Annotated in this window: 9 protein-coding genes and 5 pseudogenes; 12 read left to right on the top strand and 2 right to left on the bottom strand. The window is 41.2% G+C overall.

All coding sequences use genetic code 11. The features are described 5' to 3' along the window. Position 1 precedes the first annotated feature (1 nt). The 4 genes from ACSLFW_RS07535 to ACSLFW_RS07550 all read left to right on the top strand — a co-directional run bounded on the left by ACSLFW_RS07535 (position 2) and on the right by ACSLFW_RS07550 (position 4,038). Positions 2-2,125 carry a TonB-dependent receptor plug domain-containing protein gene (locus ACSLFW_RS07535; RefSeq protein ID WP_436555260.1) on the top strand — a complete coding sequence of 708 codons (2,124 nt, stop codon included), beginning with the start codon at positions 2-4 and terminating at the stop codon, positions 2,123-2,125. Positions 2,126-2,141: 16 nt separating this feature from the next. Then, positions 2,142-3,323: an HmuY family protein gene (locus ACSLFW_RS07540; RefSeq protein ID WP_436555261.1), complete on the top strand. Its 1,182-nt coding sequence runs from the start codon at positions 2,142-2,144 to the stop codon at positions 3,321-3,323. Between the two features lie 65 nt (positions 3,324-3,388). Next, positions 3,389-3,574, top strand: coding sequence for an HmuY family protein (locus tag ACSLFW_RS07545; RefSeq protein ID WP_436555262.1), 186 nt, complete (start codon positions 3,389-3,391; stop codon positions 3,572-3,574). Beyond that, the gene (locus tag ACSLFW_RS07550; RefSeq protein ID WP_436555263.1) at positions 3,574-4,038 is read left to right on the top strand and encodes a DoxX protein; all 465 of its coding nucleotides are present in this window, start codon (positions 3,574-3,576) and stop codon (positions 4,036-4,038) included. Before ACSLFW_RS07545 ends, ACSLFW_RS07550 begins: the two co-directional genes overlap by 1 nt. Before the next feature lie 48 nt (positions 4,039-4,086). Here the strand turns inward: ACSLFW_RS07550 and ACSLFW_RS07555 are convergent. After that, positions 4,087-4,720: pseudogene (locus ACSLFW_RS07555) on the bottom strand (MarC family protein). Positions 4,721-4,923: 203 nt separating this feature from the next. Between ACSLFW_RS07555 and ACSLFW_RS07560 the strand changes: the two are divergent. After that, positions 4,924-5,289: a CoA-binding protein gene (locus ACSLFW_RS07560; RefSeq protein WP_436555264.1), complete on the top strand. Its 366-nt coding sequence runs from the start codon at positions 4,924-4,926 to the stop codon at positions 5,287-5,289. Positions 5,290-5,403: 114 nt separating this feature from the next. Here ACSLFW_RS07560 and ACSLFW_RS07565 read toward each other — a convergent pair. Further along, positions 5,404-6,908: pseudogene (locus ACSLFW_RS07565) on the bottom strand (sodium:solute symporter). 148 nt (positions 6,909-7,056) lie between these two features. On the opposite strand from ACSLFW_RS07565, the gene recR reads away from it, so the two are divergent. The 7 genes and pseudogenes from recR to rfbB all read left to right on the top strand — a co-directional run bounded on the left by recR (position 7,057) and on the right by rfbB (position 15,801). Continuing rightward, positions 7,057-7,677 carry a recombination mediator RecR gene (gene recR / locus ACSLFW_RS07570; protein ID WP_436555265.1) on the top strand — a complete coding sequence of 207 codons (621 nt, stop codon included), beginning with the start codon at positions 7,057-7,059 and terminating at the stop codon, positions 7,675-7,677. A 60-nt stretch (positions 7,678-7,737) separates the two neighbouring features. Next, positions 7,738-8,529, top strand: a complete 792-nt coding sequence (locus tag ACSLFW_RS07575) for a polysaccharide biosynthesis/export family protein (RefSeq protein ID WP_436555266.1) — start codon at positions 7,738-7,740, stop codon at positions 8,527-8,529. Positions 8,530-8,539: 10 nt separating this feature from the next. Next, the gene (locus ACSLFW_RS07580) at positions 8,540-11,017 is read left to right on the top strand and encodes a polysaccharide biosynthesis tyrosine autokinase (protein WP_436555267.1); all 2,478 of its coding nucleotides are present in this window, start codon (positions 8,540-8,542) and stop codon (positions 11,015-11,017) included. 36 nt (positions 11,018-11,053) lie between these two features. After that, positions 11,054-12,050 (top strand): annotated as a pseudogene (locus tag ACSLFW_RS07585) (SDR family oxidoreductase). Further along, on the top strand, positions 12,047-13,318 hold the full coding sequence (locus ACSLFW_RS07590; RefSeq protein ID WP_436555268.1) for a nucleotide sugar dehydrogenase: 1,272 nt from the start codon (positions 12,047-12,049) through the stop codon (positions 13,316-13,318). The pseudogene ACSLFW_RS07585 and the gene ACSLFW_RS07590 overlap by 4 nt, the downstream one beginning before the upstream one ends. Before the next feature lie 31 nt (positions 13,319-13,349). After that, positions 13,350-14,742: pseudogene (locus ACSLFW_RS07595) on the top strand (UDP-glucose 6-dehydrogenase). Positions 14,743-14,757: 15 nt separating this feature from the next. Then, positions 14,758-15,801 (top strand): annotated as a pseudogene (gene rfbB, locus ACSLFW_RS07600) (dTDP-glucose 4,6-dehydratase). The last annotated feature ends 7 nt before the right edge of the window (positions 15,802-15,808 follow it).

The following is a 15,808-nucleotide window of genomic DNA, read 5'->3' on the forward strand; positions in this document are numbered from 1 at the left end:
AATGAAAAAACAACTACCCATTATTGCCTTTTTACTGCTAATAAACTGTGTTTCAGCGCAGGAAGTTACAAAAGATTCTGTAGCGAATCCTTTACAGGAAGTTGTGGTTACAGGACAATTAGAACCACAGTCAATCAGAAAGTCGGTTTTCAATGTCAATAAGATTACACGGAAGGACATCGAACGCCAGGCCGCCAATAATCTTTCGGATTTATTGAACCAATACCTCAATATCACCATTACGCCAAGTTCGGGAACGGGTCGTTCAACGGTTTCGATGTTCGGACTTGACGGGCAATATTTTAAAATCCTGATTGATAATATTCCGGTTGTAAGTGATAACAGCGTTGGGAATAATGTTGATTTGACGCAAATCAATCTTGACGATATAGAGCAGATTGAAATCATTGAAGGCTCGATGGGCGTGACACACGGGGCGAATGCCGTTTCGGGAATACTGAATATCATCACCAAAAAATCTTCGATGCACAAATGGGAAATCACAACCACTTTACAGGAGGAAACCGTAGGCGAGGAATATGCGATGTTCAACAAAGGCAGACACATCCAGGCGCTGAAAGTTTCGCATACACTTTCAGAAAACTGGTTTGTCTCGTTAGGTTTTAACCGCAATGATTTCTCGGGCTATCTCGATCAAAGAAAAGGAAAAGATTATACTGATACCGATTTGAAACGCGGATTTACGTGGCTTCCGAAGCAGCAATATCTTGGCAACGCAACTATTAATTACAACAAAGGGAACTTCAGGGCTTACTATAAATTCGATTACCTGAACGAAAATATCAATTATTATAATCCGTCAGTGATTGTCACCATCATCCCGCCGTTTGAAGCTGAAAGATTTGCGTATGACAAGCGATATATCACCGAAAGATTGTACAATCACCTGAATTTAGACGGAAGATTTCTGGGACAATTGCATTACAATGTTTCCTTTTCTTATCAAAAACAAACGAGAAATACCGATGATTTCAAATACGATTTGAATACAAAATCTGAATCTGAAAATAAAAAAACCGAGAATCAATCTACCGAAATCCTCTATTCAACAGGAACCGTCACCAACTTTTTCAAAGATAAAATGGCCGACCTTCAACTAGGTTACGAAATAATTAATAATAAAGGCTTTGCAATTGTTGACGGCGAAAATCAAACATCAGTTCCAATTACAAAAACCTTTAATAACTATGACTTTTTTGCAGCTAGTGAAATAAAAGTCACCAATGCATTTTGGGTGCGCCCCGGCGCGAGATTTTCATTACAGTCACAATTCGACAATCAATATGCAGCGTCATTGGGCTTCAGGTATTTGCTTGAAAATAACATCGAACTCAGAACATCACTCGGAAAATCCTACCGTACACCTGATTTTGAAGAACTCTATTCAAAAATCAAATTCTCAGGCCATAACTTTTATGGCAATGAAAACCTGATTCCGGAAACGAGTACGTCTTACGATTTCAATATCAAACGGACTTCGATTTTGGGGGAAGGGAAGAAGCTGTACAACGCGATTTCACTCGCCTACCTCGATGTCAACGACAAAATCGACATGGCTTTGGTCGGTTTTGCAGAAGGAACGACCGATCCGGTTTACCAATACATCAACATCAGTTCATATAAAATGTGGAATATTGCGAGCAACAATCAATTCGAATACAACAATTGGTCGCTTCAGGCTGGTGCGTCATTGGTCGGCATTTCAAGGGTGATTGATAATGGCGAAGCGGTTTCGGATGATAAATTCCTCTATGGATTTCAGGTCAACGCAAACGTTTCGTATAACTTTTCGAAACAGGATTTGCAGTTTTCTGTGTATTACAAATATAACGGCGAACAGCAGCAATTTGTCGCGACAACAGAAAATGATGAAGCGGTTTATAAGCTTTCGGAAATCGGATCGTATAGTTTTCTCGATGCTTCGGTGAAGAAGTCTTTCTTTAAAAGGCAATTCGATGCCACAATCGGCGCAAGGAATATTTTCGATGTAACCAATATCCAACAGGGCATTGCGACCGGTGGCGCACATACTGCTACAACAGACATTTTGCTCGGATACGGCCGCTCCTACTTTTTAAAACTCACGTATAACCTTAATTTTTAATTTAATAAACACAATCATGAAAAAAAATCTTTTGTTCCTTCTCACTTTCGTTCTTATTGCCGTAAGCGCATGTAATGACGACGATAGCACGGCTGCCGAAACAGTTGCTGCCGCTTTTGCCAACCAGACGGTTAATGTAACCGATGCCCAGACGACTGTAAATGTTGTTTTCTCTGCTCCTGTAACTGCTGCCGGTACTGTGGTTTTGAATGTTGTTACGACTGATTTGGTTTACGGAACTGATTTTACGACGAATCCTGCGGTTGTAAGCAATACGATTACGATTCCGTTTGAAGCAGGTGCTTCTTCTGCGGCTTTCACTTTTACAAAACTGATTGATGCGATTGAAGGACAGGTGAAAAACGTAAAATTCACTATTGCCTCAGTGTCTTTTGACGGTATTACGATTCCGGAAGCGACTAATGCTACGCAATTGAATTTCAATGAAACGGCTATTGTAAATAATGCTGTAAGTCCTGAAAACGGCGGCAACAAACTGCCAAATCAGGTGTACATCGATTTGAGTTCGGGCGCGACAACAAATGTGCCGAGAACAAGCTGGGATTTCGGATTTTACTCTGGTTCAGAATTCCGCGTAGTTTCTAACGGAGCTATCAATAAATTCGCAGTAAAACAACTCAATACAACCAATATCGACGAAGTGCAGGCAGAAGATGCAAATGTAACTACCGGAAATTTTGACGTGAATAATTTAGCGTATGTTGATTCTCCTTACGGAAATTTAGCGCCGACAACAACTATTACCCATGGAACCGCCATTGCAGAAATTGCTGCAACAGATGCTGATAACAAAGTATATCTTGTAAATCTTGGCAACAAAGTTTCAACGGTAGCGCCGGGAACTGCAACCGGAGTAGCATTGACTGGAGATGCAAGAGGCTGGAAAAAAATCAGGATCTTAAGAAGCGGAAATGACTACAAATTGCAATACGCAGACATCAATGCAACGACGCATTCTGAAATTACGATTTCGAAAAATACTGCATTCAACTTTACTTTCTTCAGTTTTGATACAAATGCTGTAGTTCAGGCTGAGCCGCAAAAAGACAAATGGGATTTGAACATCACGACTTTTACCAACGAAGTCTTTCAGGAACAGACGCCGATGGGCGCTTATTTCTACCCGGATTTTGCAGTAACAAACACCAAAGCGGGAACGCGTGCTTACCAGGTTTAACATCAGATTTCAATTATGATAGTTTCAGCCTAAGCAATGTTGTTGCTGATAATTTCCTTACGGATTTGGCGAAAGACCAAAGAGTAATCGGCTCGAACTGGAGAGCGACAGTGCCGTTGGCATTAAAAACAGATCGTTTTTATGTGATTAAAGACGTTGCCGGAAATGTTTACAAACTCAAATTCACCGCCATGCAAAACGCCGAAGGCGAAAGAGGGCACGTTTCATTTGAATACAAATTATTGCAATAATGAGCACTTCCTTTAAAATCCTCAGGATAATTTTCAATTTGATTTTGGGCGGAATGCTGGTTTTCGGAGGTATCAAGAAATTCGAAAAACCAACGCCATCGCCGACAGAAATCATTGAAAAAGTAAAAAGCGGCGAAGAAGTAGCGCCAAGCACCGAAGTCCTGAAAATAAAAAATTACATTTTCGGGATGAAGCAAACCGACTATTTCTGGCCGTTTTTAGGAATAGTAGAATTACTTGCGGGAATCCTGCTAATCAGCCAGGTGGCATCTTTGATTGGCGCCATTATCGCCTTGCCGCTTACCATTAATATTTTCCTGTTTCACATGTATCTCGAACCGCATGAAACTAGCGAATTGATTGAAATGACCGGACTTTTAGTGATCAACCTGCTGCTCATCAGCTTTGGTTACAAATACTGGAAACCAATGCTTTTCGATAAAACCATCATTAAATTTGGTTAATTTTGTTTTATATTGTTTGTTAGAAAGGCCTTCTCCGGAAGGTCTTTTTTATTGCATCAGGTTGGTTTTGATGATGTTGATGATGGCCCTTACGATATATTCAATTCCGATGGCGATAACAATAAAGCCGATAATTCTCGAAATGGCTACAATTCCCGAACTTCCTAGAATCTTGGCGAGGTAATGCGCACTTTTCAAAATCAGAAAAATCGAAAACGATACCGTCATAATCGCCAGCACTGCGATAATAATATCGTTTGTCGCATGGTGCTCCTGGTAAAAGGCAATCAGCAATGAAATAGAACCCGGTCCAGGCAAGCATCGGAATGGCGAGTGGCGTTAAGGCGATATCATTGCGGTTTTGCACTTCAGTTTCAACTTTTTTGTTGATACCGCGTTCTTTGCTGAATTTTCCGGAAAGCAGCGAAAATCCGGAACTGACAATGATCATTCCGCCGGCAATGCGCAATGCGTCGATACTGATGCCGAAAAACGTCAGCACATATTGCCCGATAAAATAAGAAATGATCAATATCAGGAAAACGTCAATCGCCGTCCATAATGAAACGCGCGAACATTCTTTTTTGTCGTCATCCATTGTCAATCCGACAAAAATCGGAACAGTTCCAATCGGATTCAAAACAGAGAAAAGTGCTGCGAAAATATATATGAAAAGCTCCATGATTTTCTTACAAAGTTAAGGTTAGGCACGCAGGCGTTTCGTAAATTTAGGAATAAATAATCATTAAAAGCGATGATTTTCCAATCAATATATCTTTCTGAAACAACGGAAGTTGACCAAATCGCCAAAATTCAATATTTAAGATACCGTTAATAAATGATACGATTTACTGCAAAAGCCGTAATTTTACCAAAAATCCATCCATGAAAAATAAGAAGACACTAGTGCTTGGCGCATCCACCAATCCGGCGAGATATTCGTTTATGGCAATCAACAGCCTCACGAAATGGGAACATTCACTTGTTGCTATCGGACAAAAGGAAGGCGAAGTCGCTGGCGTAAAAATACAAACCAAGCAAATCCCGTTTACCAATGTCGATACTGTGACTTTATACTTAAATCCGCAAAGACAAAGGGATTATTATAATTATGTGGTCGGACTTGAGCCAAAACGCGTTATCTTCAATCCGGGAACTGAAAATCCTGAATTTTATCAGTTGTTAAAACTTAACGGAATTGAAGTTGAAGTGGCTTGTACGTTGGTTTTATTGCAAACCAGACAATATTAAATGGCAATCTCAATGTCAAAAATCAATCTCAATGTCAATACCAAAAAAATCAATTGCAAATTTTGATTCAAGATTTGATTTTTTGCTATTGAATTTGATTTTTGATATTGCAATTTAAAACTCCGTTTGCTGCGTTGCCGGTTTACTGATCAAAAGCAATCCCAAAAGCGTGATCAGTCCGTTGGCGATAATGAGTTCGTTGTCAAAAACATAATTGAAAAGTGCTTTTGAATTTTCGCTCAAAAGGAAAGTCAGTAATGGCGAAAGCACGCAAATTATTGGCACGAAATTGTCGCGAACCGTACGTTTTTTTATAAATAATCCAAAGCAATATAATCCTAAAAGCGGACCGTAAGTATAACCTGCGACGCGAAAAATCATTCCGACTACAGAACTGTCGTTAATCGAATTGAAGATAATAATCACCAAAAGCATCAGGAAGGAAAACGCGATGTGAACGAAATGGCGCGTCCTGACGACATTCGGTTTATTTTGATTTTCGGTTTTATCCATTCCCAAAAAATCAACGCAGAAAGAAGTGGTCAAAGCCGTCAAAGCCGAATCTGTGGTGGCAAATGTGGCGGCTGTCAATCCTAAAAGAAAAACTACTGCCGGAATTATCGCCAGATGATGAAATGCAATTTCAGGGAAAAGTAAATCGGTTCGCGGTTTTCCGGTGACTAAATCTGGTGGTATTTCGATTCCGTTTTTATTGGCGTATATGTAAAGCAGCGCGCCGACACTCAGGAAAAATATATTGATGATGACAAAAATCCCGGTGAAAGTGAACATGTTTTCTGGGCTTCGCCGATGTTTTTACAGCTGAGGTTTTTCTGCATTAAATCCTGATCAAGCCCGACAACGGCGATTGTGGTGAAAATCCCGCCGAGAATCTGCTTGACGAAATGGAATTTGCTTCCCAAGAAATCGTCATAAAAAAATACTTTGGAATAATTGCTGTTTTTTACCTGTTCGAAAGCTTCGAAAACACTTAAATCCAGACTTCTGCAAATAAAGAAAATCGTCAGGAAAACAGAAGTTACAAGGAAGAATGTCTGCAAAGTGTCAGTGATGATGATGGTTTTGAGTCCGCCGCGATAAGTATAAGCAAATATCAGCGCCAGCGAAATCAACACCGTAACGGCAAACGGAATTTCGAAATCATCAAAAACAAAACGCTGCAAAACGATCACGACCAGATACAGCCTGAAAGCCGAGCCAATCGTGCGGCTGATCAGGAAAATCAACGCTGCGGTTTTGTAAGAGACTGTGCCAAGCCGCTGTTCAATATAGCCGTAAATCGAAGTAAGATTCATGCGATAGTATAACGGCAGCAACATCTTCGCCACAATAATAAACCCAATCGCATTACCAATAATGAATTGAAAATACTTGAATTGTTCGCCGTTGGGTGAGCCGACTTCTCCAGGCACAGAAATGAAAGTAACGCCCGAAAGCGCCGTCCCGATCATTCCGAAAGCCACCAAATACCATTTTGAGTTTTTATTGGCTTTGAAAAAGGCGTCATTTCCGCTGTTTTTCCGGCTTACAAAATGCGAAATCAGGAAAAGAATCCCGAAGTAAATAATGATAATGATAAGGATTGTGGTCGAGTTCATGTTGGCTTATTTGACGGCAAAATACAAAAAAGGAATTAGAAAATTTGGTAATGAGAAAATTAGAAAATGTAAAAACTACGTTTAATAGCTCTGTTGGCATTTTCTAATTATCTAATTTTCCCATCATCTAATTAAGTACATTTGCAGCATGGAATTCTCTTCAAAATTATTGGAAAAAGCCGTAAACGAAATGTCGCAATTGCCCGGAATCGGAAAGCGAACGGCACTTCGGCTCGTATTGCACCTGCTGAAGCAACCCAAAGAGCAAACCGGATTTTTGGCCGAAGCACTCGTCAATATGCGAGGCGATATCAAATTCTGCGAAAGCTGCCACAATATTTCCGACGTTGCCGTTTGCGAGATCTGCGCCAATCACAACCGCGACCACGCGCTGATTTGCGTTGTTGAAGACATCCGCGATGTGATGGCGATTGAAAATACGAGACAATTCAAAGGCATTTACCACGTTTTAGGCGGCAAGATTTCTCCGATTGACGGCGTCTGCCCAAGCCAGCTGAAAATCAATTCGTTGGTTGATAAAGTAAGATCGGGAAATATCCGCGAGCTGATTTTCGCATTAAGTTCAACAATGGAAGGTGATACGACGAATTTCTACATCTACAGGCAGATTAAAGATTGCGACATCATTACGTCGACAATTGCACGCGGGATTTCTGTGGGTGATGAGCTTGAATTTGCCGATGAGGTAACACTCGGAAGGAGTATCCTGCAGCGTGTGCCTTTCGAAAATTCATTCAAAAACAATTAGCAGCCCGAATTTTTTATAATTCTAAAGTAAAAACTATATTTGTTTACTAATAAACCCGAAATGAAATTACGCATTGTTTTTCCTGCCATCCTGGTCTTGTTATCGCTAACCTCGTGCATCTCGACCAAAGACATGACCTATCTGCAGCGAAAAGATAAAGATGCGATTGAAAGCCCGGTAAACCCGATTGTTTCAAAGCCCTACAGATTACAGACAAATGACATCCTCAGTATTTCGATAAAAGCCAGCGACCAGTCACTGGCAGAAATATTTAATCCGAAGGCGGGCGGCGGACAGGAAGCGCAGTCAGAACAGGATTTATACTTTAACGGATTCACAATCGACGATCACGGCAACATCAGGATGCCAATTATCGGCGAAATCAATGTGCTCGGTTATACCGTTGACGAAGCCAGGATCAAGATCGAAAAACAATTGCTCACCGAATATTTCACCAAGGAGGCCAATATTTTCGTTAGTGTAAAGCTGGCGGGATTGCGCTTCACTGCAAATGGCGAAGTTGGCGCTCCCGGTACAAAAACAATATTTCAGGATAAGGTTACCATACTTGAAGCTTTGGCCAATTCAGGAGATATCCTTATTACCGGCGACCGAAAACACGTAACCATTATACGGCAATACTCGCATGGCACGGAAATGCACGATATTGACCTGACCGACATCAAGGCCATGCAATCGCCCTATTACTATCTTCAGCCCAATGATTATATTTATGTAAAACCGCTGGAGCAGAAATCCTGGGGAACCGGAAGGACGGGTGTCGAGTCGATTGGTTCTATCGTGACGCTTATTTCACTTGCCACAACTGTATTTTTATTGCTCAAAAACTAAAATGTAGACAATGATTGATACGAAAGATTTTTCTTTTTTCGAAAATCAGAACAGTTTCGATTTCAAAGGCTTTTTAATAAAAACGGCAAGTTATTGGAAATGGTTCCTGGTAAGCTGGATTATTGCTTTTACGATTGCCTATCAGACAAACGTTCGCAAGGAAAAGATTTATTCGATGGAAACCACCATCTCGGTTAAAGAAGAAAGCAATCCTTTTTTTACTTCCAATACGAGTCTTGTCTTTAACTGGGGAGGCACTTCAGATCAGGTGCAAACTATTGCTTCGACCCTCAAATCACGTTCCCATAACGAACTCGTGGTGGAAAGGCTGAGTTATTATATCGATTATCTGAAACAGGGAAAATACAATTTTGTCGATGCCTACGGCGAAGTGCCGTTTTATGTGACCATCGATAAACGCGAAGGGCAATTGGCCGGAATTCCTTTGAAGATCAAGTTCATAACCGAAAATATTTATGAGATTACCGTTGAATTTGAAAGTGATTCCGCTTCGCTAATCCATTATTCAGATAATAATATTACGACAACTTCAGTACCGAAAAATACCAAGAAAATCTACAGGTATCATGTTGGTGAGCATGTCGTATTGCCTTTCCTGAACTGGCAGCTTGAAATTAACGACAGTCCGGGCATCTACAAAGGCAATGAATATTACGTAAGGTTCAACGGTTTTGATGGCGTCGTTGGCGGCTATCAGGGTATCAATGTTGATACTGATGCCAAAGGAAGTTCTATACTGAAATTGTCACTTCAGGGTACCAACAAAGCCCGTATGGTCAAATACCTTAACACGACTGTTCAGGTGCTGAAAGACAACCAGCTTGCGGCAAAAAACCAATTTGCAACCAACACAATCAATTTCATCGACAGTACAATGGCAGCAATGTCGGACAGCCTGAAGAAAACCGGCGGTGAAATGAAGGCTTTCGTTAAAGACAAAAATATCCAGCAGATTGAAGAAGGCGGAGCGATGCTTACAGGGAAACTTTTCGAATTTGACGCTGCCCGCGATGAAGTGACACGCAAAATTGCCTATTACGACAATCTGAAAAAATACCTTAAAAACAGTGTCGATTATTCTAAATTACCAGCGCCGGCTGTTGCCAATATTGACGATCCGAACATTGTGGTGAACGTATCAAAATTAATTTCATTGTCGATTGAGCGCTCGCAAAAACAATATGCCGTAAAAAGCGAAAAGATATACAAGGATTTCGACAGTAAAATGACTGCCGTAAAAAATGTATTGCTGGTGAATATTGAGACCTCCAAAGAAGGGTTGCTGTACGATCTTAACATGATCAATGCCAATATAAGCAAGGCACAAGGCGATATTAAAAAGATGCCCGAAGACAAGCAGGAGCTTATTAAAATCCAACGGAAATATGAGCTCAGCAACAATATCTACAACACTTTTATGGAAAAAAAGAGTGAGGCGAATATTGTAAAAGCATCCAACGTTTCCGATATCCATTTCATCGATCCGGCAAAAGATGTCGGCGGCGGATTGGTCTGGCCAAAAACCGGTGTCAATTATGTAATGGCGTTGTTTTTGGGGTTCCTCTTCCCGTTATTGTTCGTTTTCGGAATTTTCTTCATCAACAATTCCATTCAGAATACCGATGATATTGCCAAGCTTACGAGCCTGCCTTTAATCGGGGTGATCGGAAAAAAACACAACGACAGCAATCTTTCCGTTTTTGAAAAACCAAAATCGGCACTTTCTGAATCGTTCCGCGCCATTCGTTCGTCGCTTCAGTTTCTATATAAAAAACAACATGTCGATGGCGCAAAAACACTGATGCTGACTTCGTCGATAAGCGGTGAAGGAAAAACCTTCTGTTCCATCAATATCGCGACCGTATTTGCCCTGAGCGAAAAAAAGACACTCATCATCGGACTCGATTTAAGGAAACCAAGAATCTTTGAAGATTTCAATATCAGCAACGAAGTCGGTGTGGTCAATTACATTATGGGCGACAGATCACTGAAACAAATCACCCAGAAAACGCATATTCCGCATTTAGATGTAATCCTCTGGCTCGTTCCGCCAAATCCAGCCGAAATGATTATGAGTGATGGCATGCACGATTTGCTTACCTCGCTAAAGCAGCAATATGACTACATAATACTAGATACACCGCCGGTCGGACTCGTATCTGACGCACTCGAACTGGCCAATTATGCCGACGTCACTTTATATGTGGTACGACAGAATTTTACCAAAAAAGATATGATTTCGTTGTTAAATAACCGACTTGAAAGAGGCGAACTCGACAACGTAAGCATCATCCTCAACGGATTTGAAAGTAAAGCCAAATATGGCTACGGTTATGGTTATAACTATGGCTATGGTTACGGTTATGGTGCTTATTCTGCAGGATACCACGAAGACGACAAACCGAAAAGTATCTTCACGCGGATTTATAAGGCCTTTTTTAAGAAGAAAAAGCACAACCGCGATTAAAATATAATCTTACCTTTGCATTTCAAAAATCAAAGAATGTCAGTAAAATCAAGCATCAAGATTGTAATCACCGGCGGTGCGGGCTTTATCGGTTCTAATTTGTGCGACTATTTTATTGCCCAAAATTACAAGGTCGTTTGCCTCGATAATTTTTCGACAGGTTACCGCCACAACCTCCAATCGATTGCCGAAAATCCTAATTTTGAACTGATTGAAGGCGATATCCGGAATATTGAAGATTGCCAAAAAGCCGTTGCTGGCGCTGATTTCGTGCTGCACCATGCAGCTTTGGGCTCAGTTCCGCGTTCGATTAAAGATCCTGTTACAACCAACGATGTGAACATTGGCGGATTCCTGAATATGCTTTCTGCATCCAAAGAAGCCGGCATCAAACGATTTATCTATGCGGCGAGTTCTTCCACTTATGGCGATTCCAAAAATCTTCCGAAAGTTGAAGATGTCATCGGGAAACCACTTTCGCCATACGCCATTACCAAATATGCCAACGAATTATACGCCGGTATTTTCAGTAAAACGTATGGAATTGAAACCATCGGCCTGCGTTACTTTAATGTTTTCGGAAGGAAACAGGATCCGAATGGCGCTTATGCAGCCGTAATCCCGAAATTCGTCATGCAACTGATGCAGCATGAAAGTCCGAAAATTAATGGCGATGGAAGCAATTCACGCGATTTTACTTATATCGATAATGTAATCCAGATGAATGAGTTGGCCATAAATGCTGCAAATCCTGAAGCATTGAACACGGTTTACAATACAGCTTTTGGGGAATCGACTACGCTGAATGAACTGGTTTCAATATTGAAGCAATTGTTGTCAGCATTTGATTCGGAAATTGCAAAAGCAGAAATTACTTACGGAACCGAATCGTGAAGGCGACATTCCGCATTCGCTCGCCAGCATCGAAAAAGCAAAAAATCTTTTGGGTTACGACCCGCAGTTTTCTGTGCGCGACGGACTAACCCAGGCCGTGAAATGGTATTGGGAAAATTTAAAACCACAACATTCATGAAAATAGCGGTTATTGGTTTGGGATATGTCGGGCTTCCGTTAGCAAGATTATTTGCGACGAAATATGCGGTCATCGGTTTTGACATCAGCCAAAACCGGATTAACGAACTGCAATCAGGTTTTGATAATACACTTGAAATCGAACAAAACTTACTCGAATCGGTTCTTGTTAATAACAATAATGAAGCGAAAGGATTGTTCTGTACTTCAGAAATAAACGATATAAAAGATTGTAATTTTTATATCGTAACCGTTCCAACGCCCGTAGATAAAAACAACAAACCCGATTTAACCCCGCTTTACAAAGCAAGCGAAACGGTCGGGAAAGTTTTGAAAAAAGGCGATATCGTGATTTACGAATCTACAGTTTATCCGGGAGCAACCGAAGAAGAATGCATTCCGGTTCTCGAGAAAATAAGCGGACTGAAATTTAACGTCGATTTTTTCGCAGGTTATTCACCGGAACGCATCAATCCGGGAGACAAGGAACACACAGTTGATAAAATCCTTAAAGTTACCGCAGGTTCAACCCCGGAAACCGGACAAAAAGTTAACCAGTTATACCAATCTGTAATCACAGCCGGAACACATCTGGCACCAAACATAAAAGTAGCAGAAGCAGCCAAGGTAATTGAAAATTCGCAACGCGATATCAATATTGCTTTTGTCAACGAATTGGCCAAAATATTCAATATCCTTGAAATCGATACGCAGGATGTCCTTGAAGCGGCCGGCACAAAATGGAATTTTCTTCCGTTCAAACCCGGATTGGTAGGCGGTCATTGCATTGGTGTAGATCCGTATTACCTGGCACAGAAGGCACAACAGTCAGGATATAATCCGGAAATCATACTTGCCGGGCGAAAACTCAATGACAGTATGGGCGAATATGTCGCATCACAAGTCGTAAAACTGATGATAAAAAATGAAATCGCAGTAAAAAATGCCGATTTATTGATGCTCGGAATTACATTCAAAGAAAATTGCCCCGATGTGCGCAATACAAAAATTGTAGATGTAATCGCCTCATTATCGGATTATGGCGTGAATGTCACTATTTTTGATCCGTGGGCAAAAACAGAAGAAGTAATCCATGAATACGGATTGAAAACAATAAACGAACTGCCGCAGCAACAATTCGATGCAATAGTTCTTGGTGTGGCACATTCGGCGTTTGCCGATTTAGATTTCGAAACAATAAAAAAAGGAAATGCCGTTATTTACGATGTCAAAGGATTTTTAGGCAGTAAAGCTGACGGAAAATTATAAACACAATTAGCAGAAGCTACGAAAGCGAATTATGAAAATTACAAATATTTGCTGTATAGGTGCAGGATACGTCGGAAGCCCGACAATGGCAGTTATTGCACAAAAATGCCCGCATATTAAAGTGACGGTTGTCGATTTGAATGCAGAAAGAATTGCGGCGTGGAATGACGCTGATGTCAAAAACATTCCGATTTATGAACCGGGATTAAGCGATTTGGTTGCGGAAGCCAGGAACAGGAATCTTTTCTTTTCAACTGAAGTAGAAAAAGCAATCGACGAAGCCCAGATGATATTCATATCAGTGAATACGCCTACCAAAACTTATGGTTTGGGTAAAGGTATGGCCGCCGATTTGAAATACATTGAACTTTGCGCCAGACAAATTGCGTCTATCGCCAAAGATGACAAGATTGTAGTAGAAAAATCAACGCTTCCCGTAAGGACAGCTGAAGCCATCAAAAATATTCTTGAAAACACAGGAAACGGCGTGAAATTCAGCATCCTTTCCAATCCGGAATTTTTAGCCGAAGGAACGGCGGTCGAAGATCTTTTGAATCCGGATCGCGTGCTTGTCGGCGGCGATCAAACTGACGACGGTCTTGAGGCAATCAACGCCCTCGTGGAAATTTACGCCAACTGGGTACCGAAATCACAAATCCTTACGACCAATTTATGGTCTTCCGAATTGTCAAAATTAACAGCAAATGCGTTTCTCGCACAAAGGGTTTCTTCTATCAATGCGATGTCTGAATTGTGCGAAAAAACAGGCGCCGATGTTAACGAAGTGGCGCGGGCCATTGGGATGGACAGCAGAATTGGCCCAAAATTCCTGAAATCCTCAGTCGGATTCGGCGGCTCTTGTTTTCAGAAAGACATCCTCAATCTGGTGTACATTGCCAAATCTTATGGACTAAATGAAGTTGCCGATTACTGGGAACAGGTCGTTGTCATGAATGACCACCAGAAGAGAAGGTTTGCCGCCAATATCGTACAGACATTATACAATACCGTTTCCGGAAAAAAAAATCGCTTTCCTGGGTTGGGCTTTCAAGAAAGATACAAATGATACACGCGAATCGGCAGCGATTTACGTAGCAGATTATCTCCTGAATGAACAGGCGAGCCTGATGGTCTTCGATCCGCAGGTAAAAGAGAAAAACGTTTTGGCCGATTTAGATTATCTCGGCACAAGAAGCGAGTCGGAAAATAAAGCTGCTGTAACAGTACATAACGATCCGTATGAGGCCTGTAAAGGCGTTCATGCTATCGCGATTCTTACCGAATGGGACGAATTCAAATCGTACGACTGGCAGAAGATTTACGACAATATGCAAAAACCGGCCTTTATTTTTGATGGCCGCAATATCCTGAATTCAGATGAAATGAAGTCTTACGGATTTATTTTCCAATCGGTAGGCAAATAGAAAAAATTCCATACAATGAAAAAAATATTGATAACAGGAGGCGCTGGTTTTATCGGTTCCCATGTAGTGAGAAGGTTTGTGAAAAATTATCCGGATTACGAAATTTTCAATCTTGATGCGCTTACTTATGCCGGAAATCTTGAAAATCTCGCTGATATTGAAAACGCCCCGAATTACACTTTCGTGAAAGGAAATATCGTTGACGAGTCATTCATCAATGAATTATTCAGCACACATGAATTTCACGGCGTCATTCATCTGGCTGCCGAATCTCACGTTGACCGTTCGATTGAAGATCCTTTAGCGTTCGTGAAAACCAACATCATCGGAACAGTAAACCTGCTCAATGCCGCTAAAAAGCAATGGAAAGACAACAGCGAAGGGAAACGTTTTTACCATATCAGTACCGATGAGGTTTACGGTTCGCTTGGTGCGGAAGGCCTTTTTACGGAAACCACTTCTTACGACCCGAATTCGCCATATTCTGCTTCAAAAGCAAGCTCTGATCATTTCGTGCGCGCTTACGGCGAGACTTACAAATTGCCTTATGTGATTACGAATTGCTCTAATAATTACGGGCCGAATCATTTTCCGGAGAAACTGATTCCGCTTTTCATCAACAATATCATCAATAACAAATCGCTTCCGGTTTACGGAGACGGCAATTATACGCGTGACTGGCTTTTTGTAGAAGACCATGCGGCGGCAATCGACCTGGTCTTCCATAAAGGTGAAAATCATGAAACCTACAACATCGGCGGTTTCAATGAATGGAAAAACATCGACCTTGTAAAATTACTCTGCGGTATTATGGATGAAAAACTGGGTAGGGAAAAAGGTACTTCGGCACAATTGATTACTTACGTGACAGACAGGCCCAGGTCACGATTTGCGCTACGCCATCGATGCTACAAAAATCAATGGAGAATTGGGCTGGAAGCCGTCAGTTACTTTTGAAGAAGGACTCGAAAAGACGGTAAACTGGTACCTGAACAATTCAGAATGGCTGCAAATATCACCTCCGGAACCTATCTGGAAAACAATAAAATAAAAGCGTAACGGCTTT

Source organism: Flavobacterium sp. 3HN19-14, assembly GCF_051373205.1.
Taxonomy (GTDB): Bacteria; Bacteroidota; Bacteroidia; order Flavobacteriales; family Flavobacteriaceae; genus Flavobacterium.